We start from the raw sequence: 15,592 nt of genomic DNA, 5'->3' as shown, positions 1-15,592 counted from the left end.
ATCCTCAGCCGCGCCGGCCGTGTAGCGGGTCGGCGAGCGGGTAGCCCGTCAAGCGGTGCATCGCCTCAGGTGGCGGTGGTGACGGAAGGTGCTGGCCATGCGGACCCAGACGTTCGCGCCGCCGCTGACCGTGCAGGTCGGGTCGGCGGTCTACACGTTTGCACCCGGCCGTGACGTCACGGTGGGTCGCGGTGAAGGGGCAGACGTCCGGCTCGACGGCCCGGCCAACGAGTGGGCCTCGCGCACGCACCTGGTCCTGCGGTTTGACGGCACGTGTTGGTTGGCGATCGACCAGAGCCAGAACGGTACCTTCGTCGACGGCAGGCCGGTGTCCACCGCTCCCGTCCGTGACGGCCAGGCGTTCCATATCGGCGATCCCCACCGGGGGGCGCGCGTCGTCGTCCGCCTCAGTCACGCGCGTCATCCGGCGCCCCAGCCATTTACGGCGTGGCGGCGCCGCCCGGCCGGGCGGGTGCATCCGTCGCCGATCCACGCCGAGACGGTCCCGGGTTTGCCGGCGCAACCCGAACTCGCGACGACGCCGGTGCCCGCGGCGCCCCCGGACGACGCGGTCACGGCGCCATTTGCGGCGCGCGCTGTGGACGACGGGGCGCCCGCCGCGGAACCCGGGATCAGGCCCGCGCGCAAGCTTTTTCGCGGCCGCCGCAAGCCGTTGACCATCGGCCGGTCGCCGCGCAGTGACATCCGCGTCGACGACTCGCTGGTGTCCCGGCGGCATGCCACGTTGACGCCCACCGACGCGGGGCCGGAGTTGAAGGCGCGCGGTGGCACGTTCGTCAACGGCAGGCGCGTCCGGCGCGCACTGCTGCGCGACGGTGACGTCGTCACCGTGGGCAATGCCGACTACACCGTTTCCGGCGGTGAATTGGTGCCCCCACCGGAGGCGGCCCGCCCCGGAGTGGAGGCCCGTCACCTCGGTCTGGCGGTCGACGGCGCCCAGGTGCTCGGCGCCGTCGACCTCAGCGCACGTCGCGGTAGCCTGACCGCCGTCATCGGACCACCGAGCGCCGGGAAATCCGCGCTGCTGACGCTGCTGGCTGGCCAGGCCTCCCCGAGTACCGGCACGGTGCGCTGCGACGGAATGGATATCCACGCCGAGCACGTGCGGGCGCGCGTCGCGACGGTGCCTTCCGACGACGTCATGCACGACGGGCTCACCGTTGACCAAGTCCTCTGCTACGCAGCCGAACTACGCCTGCCGTCCGACACGTCGACGGCCGAGCGCCGCGGGATCGTCAAGCGGGTGATCGACGAGCTGGAGCTCACCCCGCACCGGCTGGCCCGGGTGGGCACGCTGTCGCGGGCCGAGCGAAGGCGCGTCACCGCGGCGATCGAATTGCTGACGGGGCCGACGCTGGTGATCTTCGAGGACGACGTCACCGAGGCCGACCCGTCCATCGGCCGGCAGACGATGACGATCGCGCGAAAACTCGCCGACGCCGGCCGGATCGTCGTGGTGGCAACGCAGTCGCTGGCATCCCTGAGCCGCTGCGACCAGGTGGTGCTGCTGACCTCCGGCGGCCGAACGGCTTTCGTCGGCGCCCCGGCACGCATGAAGGCGGAGGTGGCCGAGGCGGGCCGGCCCGTCGACAGCGTGCCCGATGCGTCCGGTGCCACCGAACCCGTCGCGTCGGAGGCGGAGTCCGAGCCGGTGCCGTTGCGCGCGCGCAGGATTCGCCGCGTGAGCCCGCCGCGCCAGGCCGCGATGGTCGCTCGCCGCCAGGTCCGGCTGATCCTGGCCGACCGCCGGCACCTCGCCTTCCTTGCCCTCCTGCCGTTCGCCTTCGGGGGGCTCGCGCTGGCGGTGCCCGGCCGGGCCGGCCTGGCCGCCCCGCGCGGCTCGCGCCCTGTCGAGATCCTGGTGGTACTTGTCTTAGCCGCAGTCTTCATGGGGACGGCACTGACCATCCGGGGACTCGTCGCCGAACGGCGAATCTTCCTTCGCGAGCGTTCCGCGGGCCTGTCGGCGCGTGCCTATCTGGCCGGCAAGGCAATGGTTTTCGGCGTCCTCGCCGCCGCACAGGTCGCCATCCTGACCACGATCGCGGTCCTCGGCCAGGGACCGCCCGCCCGCGGCGCGGTCCTGACGCACGCGCCCGTCGCGGAGCTCTTGCTCGCCCTGCTGGCGACCGCGCTCGCCTCGGCCGTCATCGGGCTGGCGCTGTCGGCGCTGGCGCACCAGAAGCGCGACGTGGTCCCGTTGTTCATGCTTGCCGTCGTGGTCTCGCTGGTGCTCTGCGGCGGCATGTTCCCGCTGACCGGCCGGCTCGGCGTCAACGAGATCTCGTGGATCGTGCCGTCCCGGTGGGGATTCGCGGCGGCGGCCGCCACCGTCGGCGTTCCGGGGGACAGCTTGTGGACCCACTCGGCGGGCCGGTGGGCCCTCGACATGGCGCTGCTGCTCGCGTCCGCGGCGGCGTGGGTGACCCTGCTGACCTGGCGGCCGCGAGCGATCGCGCGAAAGCTGCTCAGGCGCAGGACCGGTGGGTGACCGACGCGGTCAGCCCGCGCGACCGGCCGGGATGTCCGCCGGCGTGCGCGGCAGCGCGTACAGCGCCATCCGGCGGTTCGCCATGTCGTGTTCGCCCAGAAACACGCAGCCGCTGCTCTCGCAGAAGCGGCGCGCCATCGTGTTTCGGTGGTCGGGGTCGAACACCACCCGACGGCAACCCGGCTCCATGGTGAGCACACTGGCCACGAAGTACGGCAACACGAACTGGGCGACGCCCTTGTTGACGATCGTCAGATCGGCGATTCCGGCGTGAATGCCGAGATCGTAGGGGTGGCAATCATACCGGTCGGCGATGGAATCCTTTGCCACCCGGTACAACTCGATGTAGGCGCGGTCGATGCCGTCCATGCTGGCGATGAACGGGCGCGAGTAGCCGCCGTCCAGCTGGGCGCGCAGGTGGCGATGCCACCGCGACACGGGCCACACGTACTCCCAGGCCTCGGCGAGGTGGGGGCGGCGCATCCACTCCGCGATCATCTCGGCGTCGGCGTCGGGGTCGACCAGCCGGAACGCGTAGGGCGGGGGCACCTCGACGTCGGACGGTGGCGGCGGGACGTCGCGAACCGCGTCGGGCAGGTCGGTAAGTTCCCGCGGCAGCACCACTTCCACTTCCGGCTGGTCCGTTTTGGGTATCGAGGTCATGGCCGTCCTTTCGGGGTGTTCGTCCGCGGGCGTCGGTGTCAATTCAGCGATTCGCGCAGGCTTTTCGGCCGCATGTCGGTCCAGTGCTCCTCGACGTACTGCAGGCACTCGGCGCGGCCAGCCTCGCCGTACACCCGCCGCCAGCCAGCCGGGATCTCGGCGAAGGTGGGCCACAGGCTGTGCTGCTCCTCGTCGTTGACCACGACGACGAAGGTGCCGGTCTCGTCATCGAATGGGTTGGTGCTCATGGTTTCTCCTCATCGGATCGGTGGCGGATATGTCGGCGCCCAGCACGCGGTCGGACAGCAGTCCCAGGCAGCTGAGGTTGGGAAACCCCGGGCCTTGGTTGAGCCCGGCCAGGTTGGGCAGGAAGAGTTTCGGTGTGACGCCGTCGACGGAAAGGTCGTAGCCGATCGCGTCCTGCAGGTGTTCGCCGCTGAGCGGTCCGCCCAGCCCGAGCTCGAGCAGGTCGAGCGCGTCCTGGCTGAACAGGCCGGTGAACCAGAGCGCGTCGACCCCGGACCCGTCGATGACGAGGTCGAATCCGTGCACGGTTTCGAAGTTTTCGCTGCCGCGGTTCGTGCTCAGGGTGAGCCGGACCTGGTCGTCGCGGGCCACCGCGTGCGCCACCCGGCCGCGCAGGTGGCGGATGCGGTCGTCCGCCATCAGCGAGTCCTGCACGCTGGACGAGAACACGCCGCGGTCGGTCCGCGCGATGGCGTCCCGGCGTTCGGCCAAGGTGAGCGCGGCCCAGTCGGTGGGGTCGGAGAACAGGGAGTTCTCGAAGAACCCCTCCCCGCGGGTGAACAGGGTGACCTGGGGGGAGATCACCGTGATCGTCGAGATCGGTTGCCGGCGTAGCGCGTTGAGCATGGCCGCGGCCGTTTCGCCGCCGCCGATCATGGCGACCCGTTCGGCGCTGATCCGGTCGTGCGTCGCGGCGCGATGCCAGAACTGCGCGATCGACAGCACGCGGGGGTTGCCCGGCAGCAGGGTCCGCTCGGCCTGCCCCGGTCCCGTGACCATCAGCGCGTCGGCATGGACGGTGCTGTCGGTGGTGTGCACGGCCCAGCGCTGTCCGGCGACCGCGATCCGGTTGACCTCGCCCCGCACCACGTCCATGTCGGTGCGTTCGGCGACCCAGCGCAGGTACTGCCCCCACCGGCGGTGGGTGGGCGCCGGGCGGCCGCGGTCGACCCAGTGGGCGAACTGACCGGTCGCAATCAGGTAGGCCTGCCAGCTGAACGACGTCATCCGTTCGTCGAGTTCGACGTTACGCCGCGGTGCCACCGACGAGCGGTACGGGAAACCCACGTCCTTCTCCGGGCTCGTCCCCAGGCTCTGGGCGCCGTCGGTCCAGCCCCCGCTGGCCTGCCAGTTGGCGGCCACCCCGGTGCGTTCGACGGCGATGACTTCCGGGGTGTCGACGCCCATCGCGCGCAGCGCGGACGCCTTGGCCGCGACGGCAACCGCCTTGGCGCCCGCCCCGATGATCGCAAGTGTGGTCATGCCACCAGCTCCCTCAGCGCCTCGGTCCAAATGTTTTGGAGGTCCTCGATGTCCGCCTCGCTGAGGACGTCGGGCAGCGCGCGCCACTGCGTCACCAGCACCTGCTGGTCGCCGGCGCCCAGGAAGGTGGCCATGACGGTCAGCTCGTGCCGCACCGCCAGGTCGGGCTCCGGCAGCGGCGGCATGCCGCCGAGCAGCTCGCGGTCCAGGCGCAGCCCGGTGCCGATATCGCCCACGTCGATCCGCCCGAAGTAGTTGAGCAGCACCTGCGGTTGGGGCTGCCCCCCGAGCTGCTCGGCGGTCTCGGCGCGAAGGTAGCGCAGCAACCCGTAATCGATTGGCGCGCCCGGGATGGAGGCCAGCCGCGCGGCGACCCGACGCGGGTCGGTGGTCGGTATCCGCAGCGGGTAGATCGAGCTGAGCAGCCCCACCGTGTCGGTGAGGTCGACGGGCTCGTCGGCATCGACGACGGTGTCGGCGCGGCCGTGCGTCTCCAGCGCCAACAGCGGCGGGGGAGTGGGCTGACCGCGTCGCCGGCGCCACCGATTCACCGTGCGCGCCATTGCCGCGATCAACAGGTCGAACACCGGCATCCCCGACGCGAGCAGGCGCCCGGAGACGTCGGCGTCGGCCGCGGCCGGCCGCAGCAACAGGTCGCCCGCCCGGTCCCGGGCGGGGTCCACCCGTCGCGCGCCGAGGTCCGGGTCCGCGCCGTCCAGCTGGGACAGCCAAAATGGCGCGCTGTCAAGGCTTTCGGCGCGTGCGCCGAGCGCCCGGGCCCAGCGCCGGTAGCTGGTGTGTTCGCGGACGGCCGGGGGCGCGTGCCCGGCGCTCAGCGCGTGCAGCGCCGTGTCCAGTTCGCCGAGCAGGATGCGCCACGACGCCGGGTCCATCGCCAGCACGTGCGCGGTCAGCACCAGCACGCCCGGCCCGGTGGGCGGTCGCAGCCAGTGCGCCGCCGCCACGCGGCCGTTCTCCGGATCGAGTCCCTCGACGGCCCGGTTGCCGTGCGCGGTGACCGCCGCCGTCAGGTCACCGGTGACCGCGACCTCGGTGAGGATCTCCGGCGCCGGGCCGGGCACCAGTGTCATGCCGGCGCGGTCGAGCCGCGAACGCAGCACCGGGTGGCCGTCGAGGACGGCGGACAACGCCGCCCGCAATTGCTCGCCCGTGGTGCCGTCGGGCACCCGGATCGCTTCGGTCTGCGCGAGCCGTCGGGCCTCCCCGTATTCGTAGAGCCATATCGCGTTGGGCAGCAACGGGATCGGGCCACCGTCTTCCGCGGTCGGGCGGTCGGCGCCGTCGGCCTCGCGATCGACGGCGGCACCGAGCTCGCGGATGTTGGCGCAGTCGAGGATCAGCCGGGCGCGCAGCGGGACGCCGCGGCGGCGTGCCGCCTGCACCACCGACAGCGCGACGATGCTGTCCAGCCCGAGCTGCACGAAGTCCGCCGTCACGTCGACATCGGGAACCTGCAGCAGTTCGGAAAGCACCTGCGCCAGAGCGGCTTCGGTGTCCGTCTCGGCCGAAGAGTCGGCGTTTGCCTCGGTGTCGGTGTCGGCGCCGGCGAGCGCGACCTCGTCGATCTTGCCGTTCGGGGTCAGCGGGATGTCGTCGACCACGACGACGCGCTGCGGCACCATGTAGCGCGGCAGGCGCTCACCGAGCATGTCGCGGAGTTCGGAGGGCGTGGGCGCCCGGCCGTCCGCGCGCACGGCGTAGGCGAGGAGCCGCGGGCCGCCGTGCTGCTCGCGCACCACGGCATGCGCGTGCCGGACCGCGGGGTGGGACTCCAGCGCCGCGGCGATCTCGCCGGGTTCCACGCGGTAGCCGCGGATCTTCACCTGCGCGTCCGCCCGGCCGAGGTAATGCAGCGAGCCGTCGGGTTGCCGGCGCACCACGTCACCGGTTCGGTACATGCGCTCGCCGGGGCCGAACGGGTCGGCGGCAAACCGGATCGAGGTCTCCCCGGCACGCCCGAGATAGCCGCGGGCCAGTTGGGCGCCGGCCAGGTACAGCTCGCCGGCGGCCCCGAAGGGAACCGGCCGCAGCGCGGAATCCAGGACGTAGCCGCGGGTGTGCCGGGTCGGGCGACCGATCGTCGGCTCGTCGAAGTCGGGTATCGCCGCGACGACCGCTTCGACGGTGGTTTCGGTGGGGCCGTAGTAGTTGTACGCCACCATCCCGCTGCGCGCGCACGCGTCCTGGATCGCCCGCCAGCCGGGCGGCCCGATGGCCTCCGCGCTGGCCCCGAGCACCGCCAGGGGCACGGCGTCGAGCAGGCCGAACGCCCGCAGTTGGGCCAACATCGATGGCGTGGTGTCGAGCATGTCGAGGCGGTGCTCGGCGATCGTGCGGACCAGGGCCTCGGCGTCGCGCTGGGTGTGTTCGTCGACGATGTGCAGCGCGTGGCCGTCCAGCAGGGCGGCCTGGGGCTGCCAGGCGGCGTCGAACGCCATCGACCAGGCGTGGGCGACGCGCAGGCTGCGCCCCAGGCGGGCGGCGGCCGGGCGCAGGACGGCATGGATGTGGTCGTCGGCATAGGCGGCCAGCGCGCCATGAGTTCCGATGACGCCCTTGGGCTCTCCGGTGGTTCCGGACGTGAAGACGATGTAGGCGGCCTGGCCGGGATGGACGTTGGCGGGCCGGAAGCCGGCGGGGGCGCGCCCGGCGGCGGACACCATCTCGTCGTCGACGACGATGGTCGCGCCGGTCTGGCGCAGGATCGACTTCACCCGCTCGGGGGGCATCCCGGGTTCGAGCGGAACGCAGGTGGCACCGGCCTTGAGGACGCCGAGCACCGCGACAATGTACTCGGGGCCCCGCGGAAGCCGCAGGGCGACCGGGGTTTCCGCCCCGGCGCCCCGCTCGGTCAGCGTCGCGGCGAGCCCGTCGGCGGCCGCGTCCAATTCGGCGTAGGTCATCGCGCCACCCGCCCAGCTCAACGCGGGGGCCTCGGGGTTGGCCGCGGCGACCGCGGCGAACCGGCTGTGGAAGCCGGTCGTCGGCGCCGGGGTGCCCGCACCGGCGAGCGGGACCGTCTCGTCGTCGAGCAGCACGCTGACGTCGCGCAGCGGGTCGTCCCACCTCGACAGCAGGCGCTCGGCGGTGTCCAGCACCCGGCGGCCGAGTTGCTCGCCGGTCGTGGCGCCCAGCGCGCCGTCGAGCAGCTCGACCCACACCACCAGCTCGCCGTCGTCCATGTGGGGCGCGAGCGCCACCGGGAAGTGCGACACGCTTTCCAGTTCGGCCGGCCGGAATGTCACGCCGCCGGCGGTCAACCCGTCGCTGTCGGCGACGCCCGCGGTGGGAAAATTCTCGTAGACCAGCAGGGTGTCGAACATGTCGCCGACTCCGCCCATGGCCCGCAGTTGCGCGTGGCTGAGGTAGCTGTGGTCGCGGAGCAGCGCCGCCGTGCGTTGCAGCGCAAGGCATTGCGGGCCGACGGCGGCGTCGGAGTCGAGACGGACTCGCAGCGGAACGGTGTTGATGAACAAGCCGACCATGTTTTCGACGCCGGACAGCTCGGGGGGCCGACCCGACACGGTGACGCCGAAGACCACGTCGTCGCGGTCGGTCAGGCGCGACAGCACCAACGCCCACGCCATGTGCATGAGGGTGCTCACGGTGATGCCCCGCGAGCGGACACCCTCAGTCAACCGCGCGGTCGCCCGCCGGTCGGCGCGCAACTTGGTGCGCCGCGGCAGGCCGGCGGCGGACCCGCCCGCGCTGCCGTGCTGAGCGGTCATCGCCGCGGAAAGCATTGTGGGGCCGGGCAACCCGGCGAGGTGCTCGCGCCAAACCTGTTCGCTTGCGGCGCGGTCGCGACCTGCCAGCCACCCGATGTAGTCGCGGTAGGGCCGCGGCCGGGTGGGAAGCGCGTCGGGCTCCCCGCCGGCGCCGTAGAGCGCGATCATCTCCAGCCCGAATATCGGCAGCGACCAGCCGTCGATGACGATGTGATGCGCCGTGATCACCAGATGCCAACGGTCATCGGGCAATTCGATGAGCAGGAAGCGGATCGCCGGGGTCCGTTCGAAGTCGAAGGGACGGGACCGCTCCGCGGCGGCCAGCTTCTCGATGTCCTCCGGCGCCGCGATGACCTGCCGCCACGGCAGCTCGACATGCGACGGCACGATCTGCACCGGGCGGGGGATGTCGCGGCTGATGAAGCTGGCCCGCAGGTTCGGGTGGCGCACCAGCATCGCTGCGGCGCAGCGCTTCAGCAACTCGGCGTCGAGCGGGCCGGTGATGTCGGCGGTCATCCCGATCAGGTAGGGATCGTCGACCGGACCGTCGACGGACGCGTCCGCCAGCTCCGACAACACGGTCAGCGAATACAGCCCCTCCTGAAGGGGGCTGAGCGCCATGACGTCCTCGATGGCCGGCGCCGCGCCGGCCTTGGCCGCGGTCACGGGGGCCCGTCCTGCGACGCGCCCCACGACTGGGTGAGCGCCGCCAGGTCGTCGGGGGACAGCCCCGACGTGCTCATCGGCGCGTGCTCGGCGTCGGTCGCATCCGTCTCGGCGCCGCGCCCGGCGTCCACCGCGGCGGCCAGCAGCTGCAGCGTCGGGTTCTCGAACACCATGCGGGGGCTGACCGTCAGGCCCGCCTCGCGTGCCCGCGACGCCAGCTGCACCGAGAGGACGCTGTCGCCGCCGAGCGCGAAAAAGTCGTCGAAGCGGCCGATCTCGGTGATCGGCAGCAGGTCCACGAACACCGCCGCGAGCGCCCGCTCGGTGTCGGTGGACGGGGGCTCGCTGTGGCCGGTGGTGCTCACCGCGGGCCGCGGCAGCGCGGGCCGGTTCAGCTTGCCCGACTCGGTTTTGGGCATGGCGTCGAGCACCGTGATCGACGAGGGCAGCATGTACCCGGGCAGCGCCTGGCCGACCTCGGCGCGGACCGCCGCGGCGAACGCCGACCGGTCCGCCTCGTCGGCGAGCGGGAGTTCGGGCACCACGTAACCGGCCAGCGTGGTGCTGCCCTCGACGTCCCACGCCCGCGCCGCGGCCGCGGCCACACCGTCGACCGCCCGCAGCGCCTGGTCGACCTCGCCGAGCTCGACGCGGAAGCCGCGGACCTTCACCTGGTGGTCGGTGCGGCCGACGAACTCCAGCCGGCCGTCCTCGGTCCAGCGGGCGCGGTCGCCGCTGCGGTAGAACCGCGCGCCCGGCTCGGCGGCGAACGGGTTGGGCACGAACCGCGACGCGGTCAGGCCAGCCCGCTTCCAGTAACCCCGGACCAGTTGGCCACCGGCGTAATACAATTCGCCAACCACGCCCGGCGGCACCGGGTTCAGGCCGTCGTCGAGCAGGTACACCTGGGCGTCGGTCATCGGGGTGCCCAACAGCGGCACGGGCGGCGTCATCGGCCCGCGCACCAGGGCGCCGGACGTCTCGGTGGCGCCGAAGTTGTTCAGCAACTCGACGTCGTCGCCGTAGGTGGCGAGCAGGAGCTCCTGCAGCGACACCGTCAGCGGCTCCGCGCCGCACACCAGGCGGGTCAGCGACCCGAACGCCTCGGGCCACGACCCGACGATCGCCGACACCAGGGTGGGCACGGCGGTCACCTGCGCCACCGAATGCACCTGCACCAGCGACGCCAGCGCCTCGGGGTCGCGGTGTTCGGCGTCGTCGGCCAGGATCGTGGTCGCGCCGGCGGCCAGGCCGCCGAGGGTCTCCATGCAGCCCTCGAGGAACGTGTACGAGGCCTGCGCCAGGCGAATGTCGTTGCCGCGCACCGGATAATCCCAGAGCTGCCAGTTCAGCCGGCTCGTCATCGCGCGGTGCGTGCCGAGCACGCCCTTGGGCTTGCCGGTCGATCCCGACGTGAACACCAGGTACATCGGGTCGTCAGGGTGCGCCGCGGGCAGCGGACCGCCCGCGGGCTCGCCCTCCATGGCGTCGCGCACCGCCTCATCGTCGAGCGAGATCAGCGTCATGCCGGGCCGCTCCGGCATGCCGTCGAGCGCCTCACCGGTCACGACGACGACCCGCGGGTCGACGTCGTCGAGCATGAGCTCCTTGCGCGCCCGCGGATACCCGGGGTCGAGCGGGAAGAAGCCCGCGCCGGCCTTCATGATGCCGACCAGCGCCACCACCATGTCGATGCCCCGTCGCGTGGACAGGCCCACGAGCGAGCCGGGTCCCACGCCGTGCGAGGCGAGCAGGCGCGCGAAGTTGTCGGAAAGGCGGTGCAGCGCGGCATAATCGATGCGCTCGCCCCCGCACCGCACCGCGGTCCGGTCGGAGCCCCATTGCCGGCTCGGCTCGAGCAGCTCGGCGATGGTGAGCGGACGCTCGGCCGGCGGCTCGGGGCCGCGGCTCCACTCGGTGACGATTCGCCCGCGCTCGCCCGCACCGATCAGCTGCACATCCCGCAGCGTCCGGTCCAGGTCGCCGGCGAAGGCGTCGACCACCTGGGTCAGCCAGCCGACCAGGCGCTCGATGGTGCTGCGGCGGTAGAGCTCGGTGCGGTAGAGGACATTGCCCCGGTAGCCCTCGTCGGTGCCGAAGAAGTTCACGCTCAGGTCGGCATGCGCGACGTCGAACGTCGGCTCCATCGCGGTGAAGACGGTGTCCCCGGCCGGGCCCGAGTCGATCACCCGCGCGGCCGGCAGGTGGTCGCGCACGTGGACGACGGCCTGGAACAGCGGGTTGCGCGAGAGGGTGCGGACCGGGTTGACGGCATCCACGACCCGGTCGAACGGCAGGTCCTGGTTCGCGTAGGCGCCCAGGGCTGTCTCGCGGGCGCGGGCCAGCACCTCGCGCAGGGTGGGGTTGCCGTGCAGGTCGTTGCGGAGCACCAGGATGTTGATGAAGAAGCCGATCAGCTGGTCCAGTTCCGGTTCGGCGCGCGCCGCGATGGGGGTGCCCAGCGGAATGTCCGCGCCCCCGCCGGCTTTGTGCAGCACGATGGCCACGGCCGCCTGCAGCAGCATGAATTCGGTGACGCCCAGCTCGCGGCTGAGCTCGGCGAGCCGGTCGCGGGTGCGCCGGTCGATGCCGAACTCGACGGAGTGACCGGCGCCGCTCGGAACCGGGGGCCGCGGGAAGTCGGGCCGCAGCCCGGTGTCCTCCGGCAATCCCTTCAGCTGCCGCTTCCAGTAATCGCGTTGGGACGCCGCGACCCTCGGCTCGTCCCCGGCCGGCTCTGCCAGCAGGGCGCCCTGCCAGGCGGCGTAGTCGGCGTACTGGACGGGAGGCGGCGCCCACGACGGCCTCTCGCCGGCCCGGCGGGCGCGGTAGGCGATGAGCAGGTCGGTGAACAGGACACCGCCCGACCAGTGGTCGATGGCGATGTGGTGCACCACCAGCGAGAGCACGTGCTCGTCGCCGGTGTGCAGCACGGCGGCCCGGATCGGCCACTCGCGGTCGAGTTCGAAGCAGTAGGCGCGCTCGGCGTCGAGTTCCCGCTGCACCCACGGCTCGCCGTCGCCGGTCGCCTGCCGCACCGGCAGCGGAGCGGCCGGGTCGACCAATTGGTAGGGCACGCCGTCGATCTCGGCGTAAGTCGTTCGCAAGATCTCGTGGCGGGCGGCGAGGTCGCCGAGGGCGGCGACCAGGGCGTCGACGTCGCACGGCCCGGTGAGCCGGGCGGCGAACGGGATGTTGTTGACCGCGGTGGGGCCCTCGATCTGGTAGGCGAACCAGCTCCGCAGCTGCGACGCCGACAGCGGGAGCGGCCCGTCGTGGGGGGTCCTGACCAGCTTCGGCCGGGTGAACGTGGCCGCGCCCGAATGCAATTGGTCGACTCGTTCGGCGATCCGGGCGACCGTCGCCAGCTCGAAGATGTCGCGGATGCCGACCTCGACGCCGCATTCGCTGCGGATCGCCGCGATTAGTTTGGTGGCGACCAGCGAGTGCCCGCCGAGGTCGAAGAACGAGTCGTCGGCGCCCACCCGCTCGTGGCCGAGCAGCGCCGAGAACAGCCCGGCGACGGCGCGCTCGGATTCCGTCGTCGGCTCGCGGTACTCGGTGGCCGCGGCGATCTCCGGCTGCGGCAACGCCTTCCGGTCGATCTTGCCGTGCGCGGTGATCGGGATCTCGTCGAGCGCGACATAGGCGGCGGGGGTCATGTAGTCGGGCAGGGCGACGGCGACCCGCGCGCGGATGCGGTCGACGTCCACCGTGTCCGGGCCGCCCTCGGCCGGCGTCACGTAGCCGACCAGGCTCTTGCCCAGCCCGGGCAGGTCGGCCGCGACGACGACGGCCTGACCGACGCTGGGGTCCACCGAAATGGCCGCGGCGATCTCGCCCAGCTCGATGCGGAAGCCGCGGATCTTGACCTGTTCGTCGGCGCGGCCGACGAATTCGATGTCCCCGTCGGCGTTGCGGCGGGCCAGGTCGCCCGAGCGGTACAGGCGGCCGCCGGGCGTGAAGGGGTCGGCGACGAACCGCTCGGTGGTGAGCGCCGGCCGGCGGTGGTAGCCGTGGGCCATGTGCGTTCCGCCGATGTAGATCTCGCCGATCACGCCCGCGGGCACCGGCTGCAGCGCGTCGTCGAGCAGGTGGATCTGGGTGTTGATCTTGGGGCGCCCGATGGGCACGATCCGGGTGCCCTGGGCGCCCTCCACCTGGTAGCTGGTCGCGTTGACGACCGTCTCGGTGGGCCCGTAGAAGTTGTAGAGCAGCGCGTCGAACGTGGCGTTGAACTTGTCGGCGACCTCGCCCGGCAGCGCCTCGCCGCCGACCGGCACGCGGCGCAGGGTGCGCCACTGGTTCACCCCGGGCAGCGACAAGAACAGGCCGAGCAGCGACGGGACGAAGTGCATCGACGTGATGCCCTCGCGCTGCAGCAGGTCCGTCAGGTAGCCGATGTCGCGCAGGCCGTCGGGCCGCGGGATCACCAGGCGGCCACCGCAGATCAGCAGCCCAAAGATTTCGGCGATGGACACGTCGAACCCGGGGGACGCCACCTGCAGCAGGCGGTCCGTCTCGTCGACCTGGTAGGCGTCACCGAACCAGACGAAGTACTCGGCGATCGGCTTGTGCGGGACCGGCACGCCCTTGGGCAGCCCGGTGGAACCCGACGTGTAGATCAGGTAGGCGGTGTTGTCCGGGCGCAGGGGCCGGATCAGCTCATCCTCGCCCGGATCGGCGCCGGAGTAACCGGCTAGACCCGTGACAGGCTCGCGCACAACGAGTTTGGCCTGGGCGTCGTCGAGGATGAAGGTCAGCCGGTCCTCGGGATAGGTCGGGTCGACCGGCAGGTAGACGGCGCCGGCCTTGAGCACGCCGAGCGCGGTGATGACCAGCTCCGGCGACTTGTCCAGCAGGACGGCGACCCGGTCCTCGGTGCCCACGCCCCGCTCGATCAGCCAGCGCGCCAAGCGGTTCGATTCCTCGTTGATCTCCCGGTAGGTGTAGTGGCGTCCTTCGTAGACGACGGCGACGGCGTCCGGCGTCAGGGCCGCGCGCTTAGTGACCAGGCCCGGCAGGGTGGTCGCCGGCGTGTCGAACCGGGGACCCGACGAGGCGCCACGCAGCCACTCGGCGTCCGCGTCGCTGATCAACGTCAGCCGGCCCAACTCGGCGTCGGGGGCGGCCAGCGCGCTGTCCAGCAGGACGGCGTAGTGCTCCAGCATCTGCTGCGTCACGGGCTGGTCCAGCACCTCGACCTGGTACTCGGCCTCGACCAGTGCCCCGCCGTCGGCGGCGGGTTCCACGGTGAAGTTCAGGGGCAGGTGGCTGAGTTGGCCGCGCAGGTCACCGCGCCGGCACTCCACGCCCGGCGGGCAGAAGCCGCCGCCGTCGGGCTGCCGGAATCCGAAGCCCACCCAGGTCATTCGCTCGGCGCCGTGGCGGCGGTCGGGATTGACCTCCCGGGCCAGCCAGTCCAGGTTGACGCGCTGGTGGGCCAGCGCGCCGGCGGTGTCGTCGCGGGTGTCGGCCAGCAAGCCGCGGAAGGTCAGGCCGGGCCGGGGCCGTGCCCGCAGGATGACCAGGTTGTCGTAGCAGCCGATGGCGTGCTCCGTTCCGGGGCTGCGGTCGAGCACCGGCGCCGCGATCAGGAAGTCGGTGGCCTGGGTGTAGCGCATGAGGAGGGCGGAGAATCCGGCCAGCAGCACCATGTACGGGGTGGCGCCGCATTCGCTGCCCAGCGCGGCGGCGCGTTCGACCGTCGCCGCGGACAACGGCAGCGCCACGCGCTGCGATCGCCACGTGCTGGGCACCACCGAACCGTTGGGGCCCGGAAGTTCCAGCGGCTCGGGCAGATCCGACATGAGGGCCCGCCAGTAGTCGACGTCGTCGTCGGCGGCGCCGGCATCGGCGATCGTCGGTTCCACCACGGACCGCGCGACCGCGGCCGGGTCGGCGTAGGCGCGCACGAGGTCGCCGAAGAACGGCGCCCACGAGCCGTCGTCCCACGCGATGCGGTGGGCGGTGAGCAGGAGCATCGTGTCGTCGGCGCCGAGCCGGACCGCGGAGACGCGCAGGGGCGATTCCGCGGTCAGGTCGAACGGCCGGCCGAAATCGCGCTGGGCCAGCACTTCCAGCCGCAGCCGGCCGGCCTGCTCCCTGAGCCCCGAGAGGTCGTGTTCGGCCCAGCCCGGCTTAAGTGCGTCGTGCACGACCGGACGGGGTTCGCCGGCGCCGTCGGTGTGGTAGGTGGTGCGCAGCACCGCGTGCCGGGCGGCCACCGCGTCGACGGCCCGGTGCAGCCGGGCGATGTCGACGGCGCCCGTGATCCGGTAGGACGTGCACACGTTGAGCAGTGCGCTGCCCGGGTCGAGCAACTGCACGAACCACATCCGCAGTTGGCCGGCCGACATGACCGCGGCGTCGGCCGCCGGGCCGGACCTCGCCAGCCCGCGTTCGATCAGCCTGCGCTGCAACGACTCCAGGTCCTCGTCTGTGATCCGGACGTCAACGGTATCGGTCACGCGAAAGCTCCAACCTTCCTTCG

General features: G+C 72.2%; 6 protein-coding genes. 1 reads left to right on the top strand and 5 read right to left on the bottom strand.

What is annotated here, in order from left to right:
• Positions 1-97: 97 nt before the first annotated feature.
• Positions 98-2,512 (top strand): FHA domain-containing protein, encoded by a 2,415-nt coding sequence (locus GPY60_RS00330; RefSeq protein WP_156685581.1) that lies wholly within the window; start codon positions 98-100, stop codon positions 2,510-2,512.
• Between the two features lie 9 nt (positions 2,513-2,521).
• Here GPY60_RS00330 and GPY60_RS00325 read toward each other — a convergent pair whose 3' ends face one another.
• Genes GPY60_RS00325 through GPY60_RS00305 form a run of 5 tightly spaced genes read right to left on the bottom strand, consistent with a single transcriptional unit; the run spans position 2,522 to position 15,569 of the window.
• Complete coding sequence (locus tag GPY60_RS00325; RefSeq protein ID WP_156685580.1) at positions 2,522-3,175, bottom strand: GNAT family N-acetyltransferase; 654 nt, start codon at positions 3,173-3,175, stop codon at positions 2,522-2,524.
• Between the two features lie 38 nt (positions 3,176-3,213).
• Entirely contained in the window at positions 3,214-3,423 is a 210-nt protein-coding gene (locus GPY60_RS00320; protein WP_156685579.1) for an MbtH family protein, read from the bottom strand.
• The gene (gene mbtG, locus GPY60_RS00315) at positions 3,401-4,684 is read right to left on the bottom strand and encodes an NADPH-dependent L-lysine N(6)-monooxygenase MbtG (protein WP_156685578.1); all 1,284 of its coding nucleotides are present in this window, start codon (positions 4,682-4,684) and stop codon (positions 3,401-3,403) included. The genes GPY60_RS00320 and mbtG overlap by 23 nt, the downstream gene beginning before the upstream one ends.
• Positions 4,681-9,099, bottom strand: coding sequence for a non-ribosomal peptide synthetase (locus GPY60_RS00310; protein ID WP_156685577.1), 4,419 nt, complete (start codon positions 9,097-9,099; stop codon positions 4,681-4,683). Before GPY60_RS00310 ends, mbtG begins: the two co-directional genes overlap by 4 nt.
• Positions 9,096-15,569, bottom strand: coding sequence for a non-ribosomal peptide synthetase (locus GPY60_RS00305; RefSeq protein WP_156685576.1), 6,474 nt, complete (start codon positions 15,567-15,569; stop codon positions 9,096-9,098). Before GPY60_RS00305 ends, GPY60_RS00310 begins: the two co-directional genes overlap by 4 nt.
• Between the last annotated feature and the right edge of the window lie 23 nt (positions 15,570-15,592).

Source organism: Mycobacterium sp. Marseille-P9652, assembly GCF_902652685.1.
In the GTDB taxonomy this organism is placed as follows: Bacteria; Actinomycetota; Actinomycetes; order Mycobacteriales; family Mycobacteriaceae; genus Mycobacterium.
This window is presented reverse-complemented; position numbering and strand designations above follow the sequence as displayed.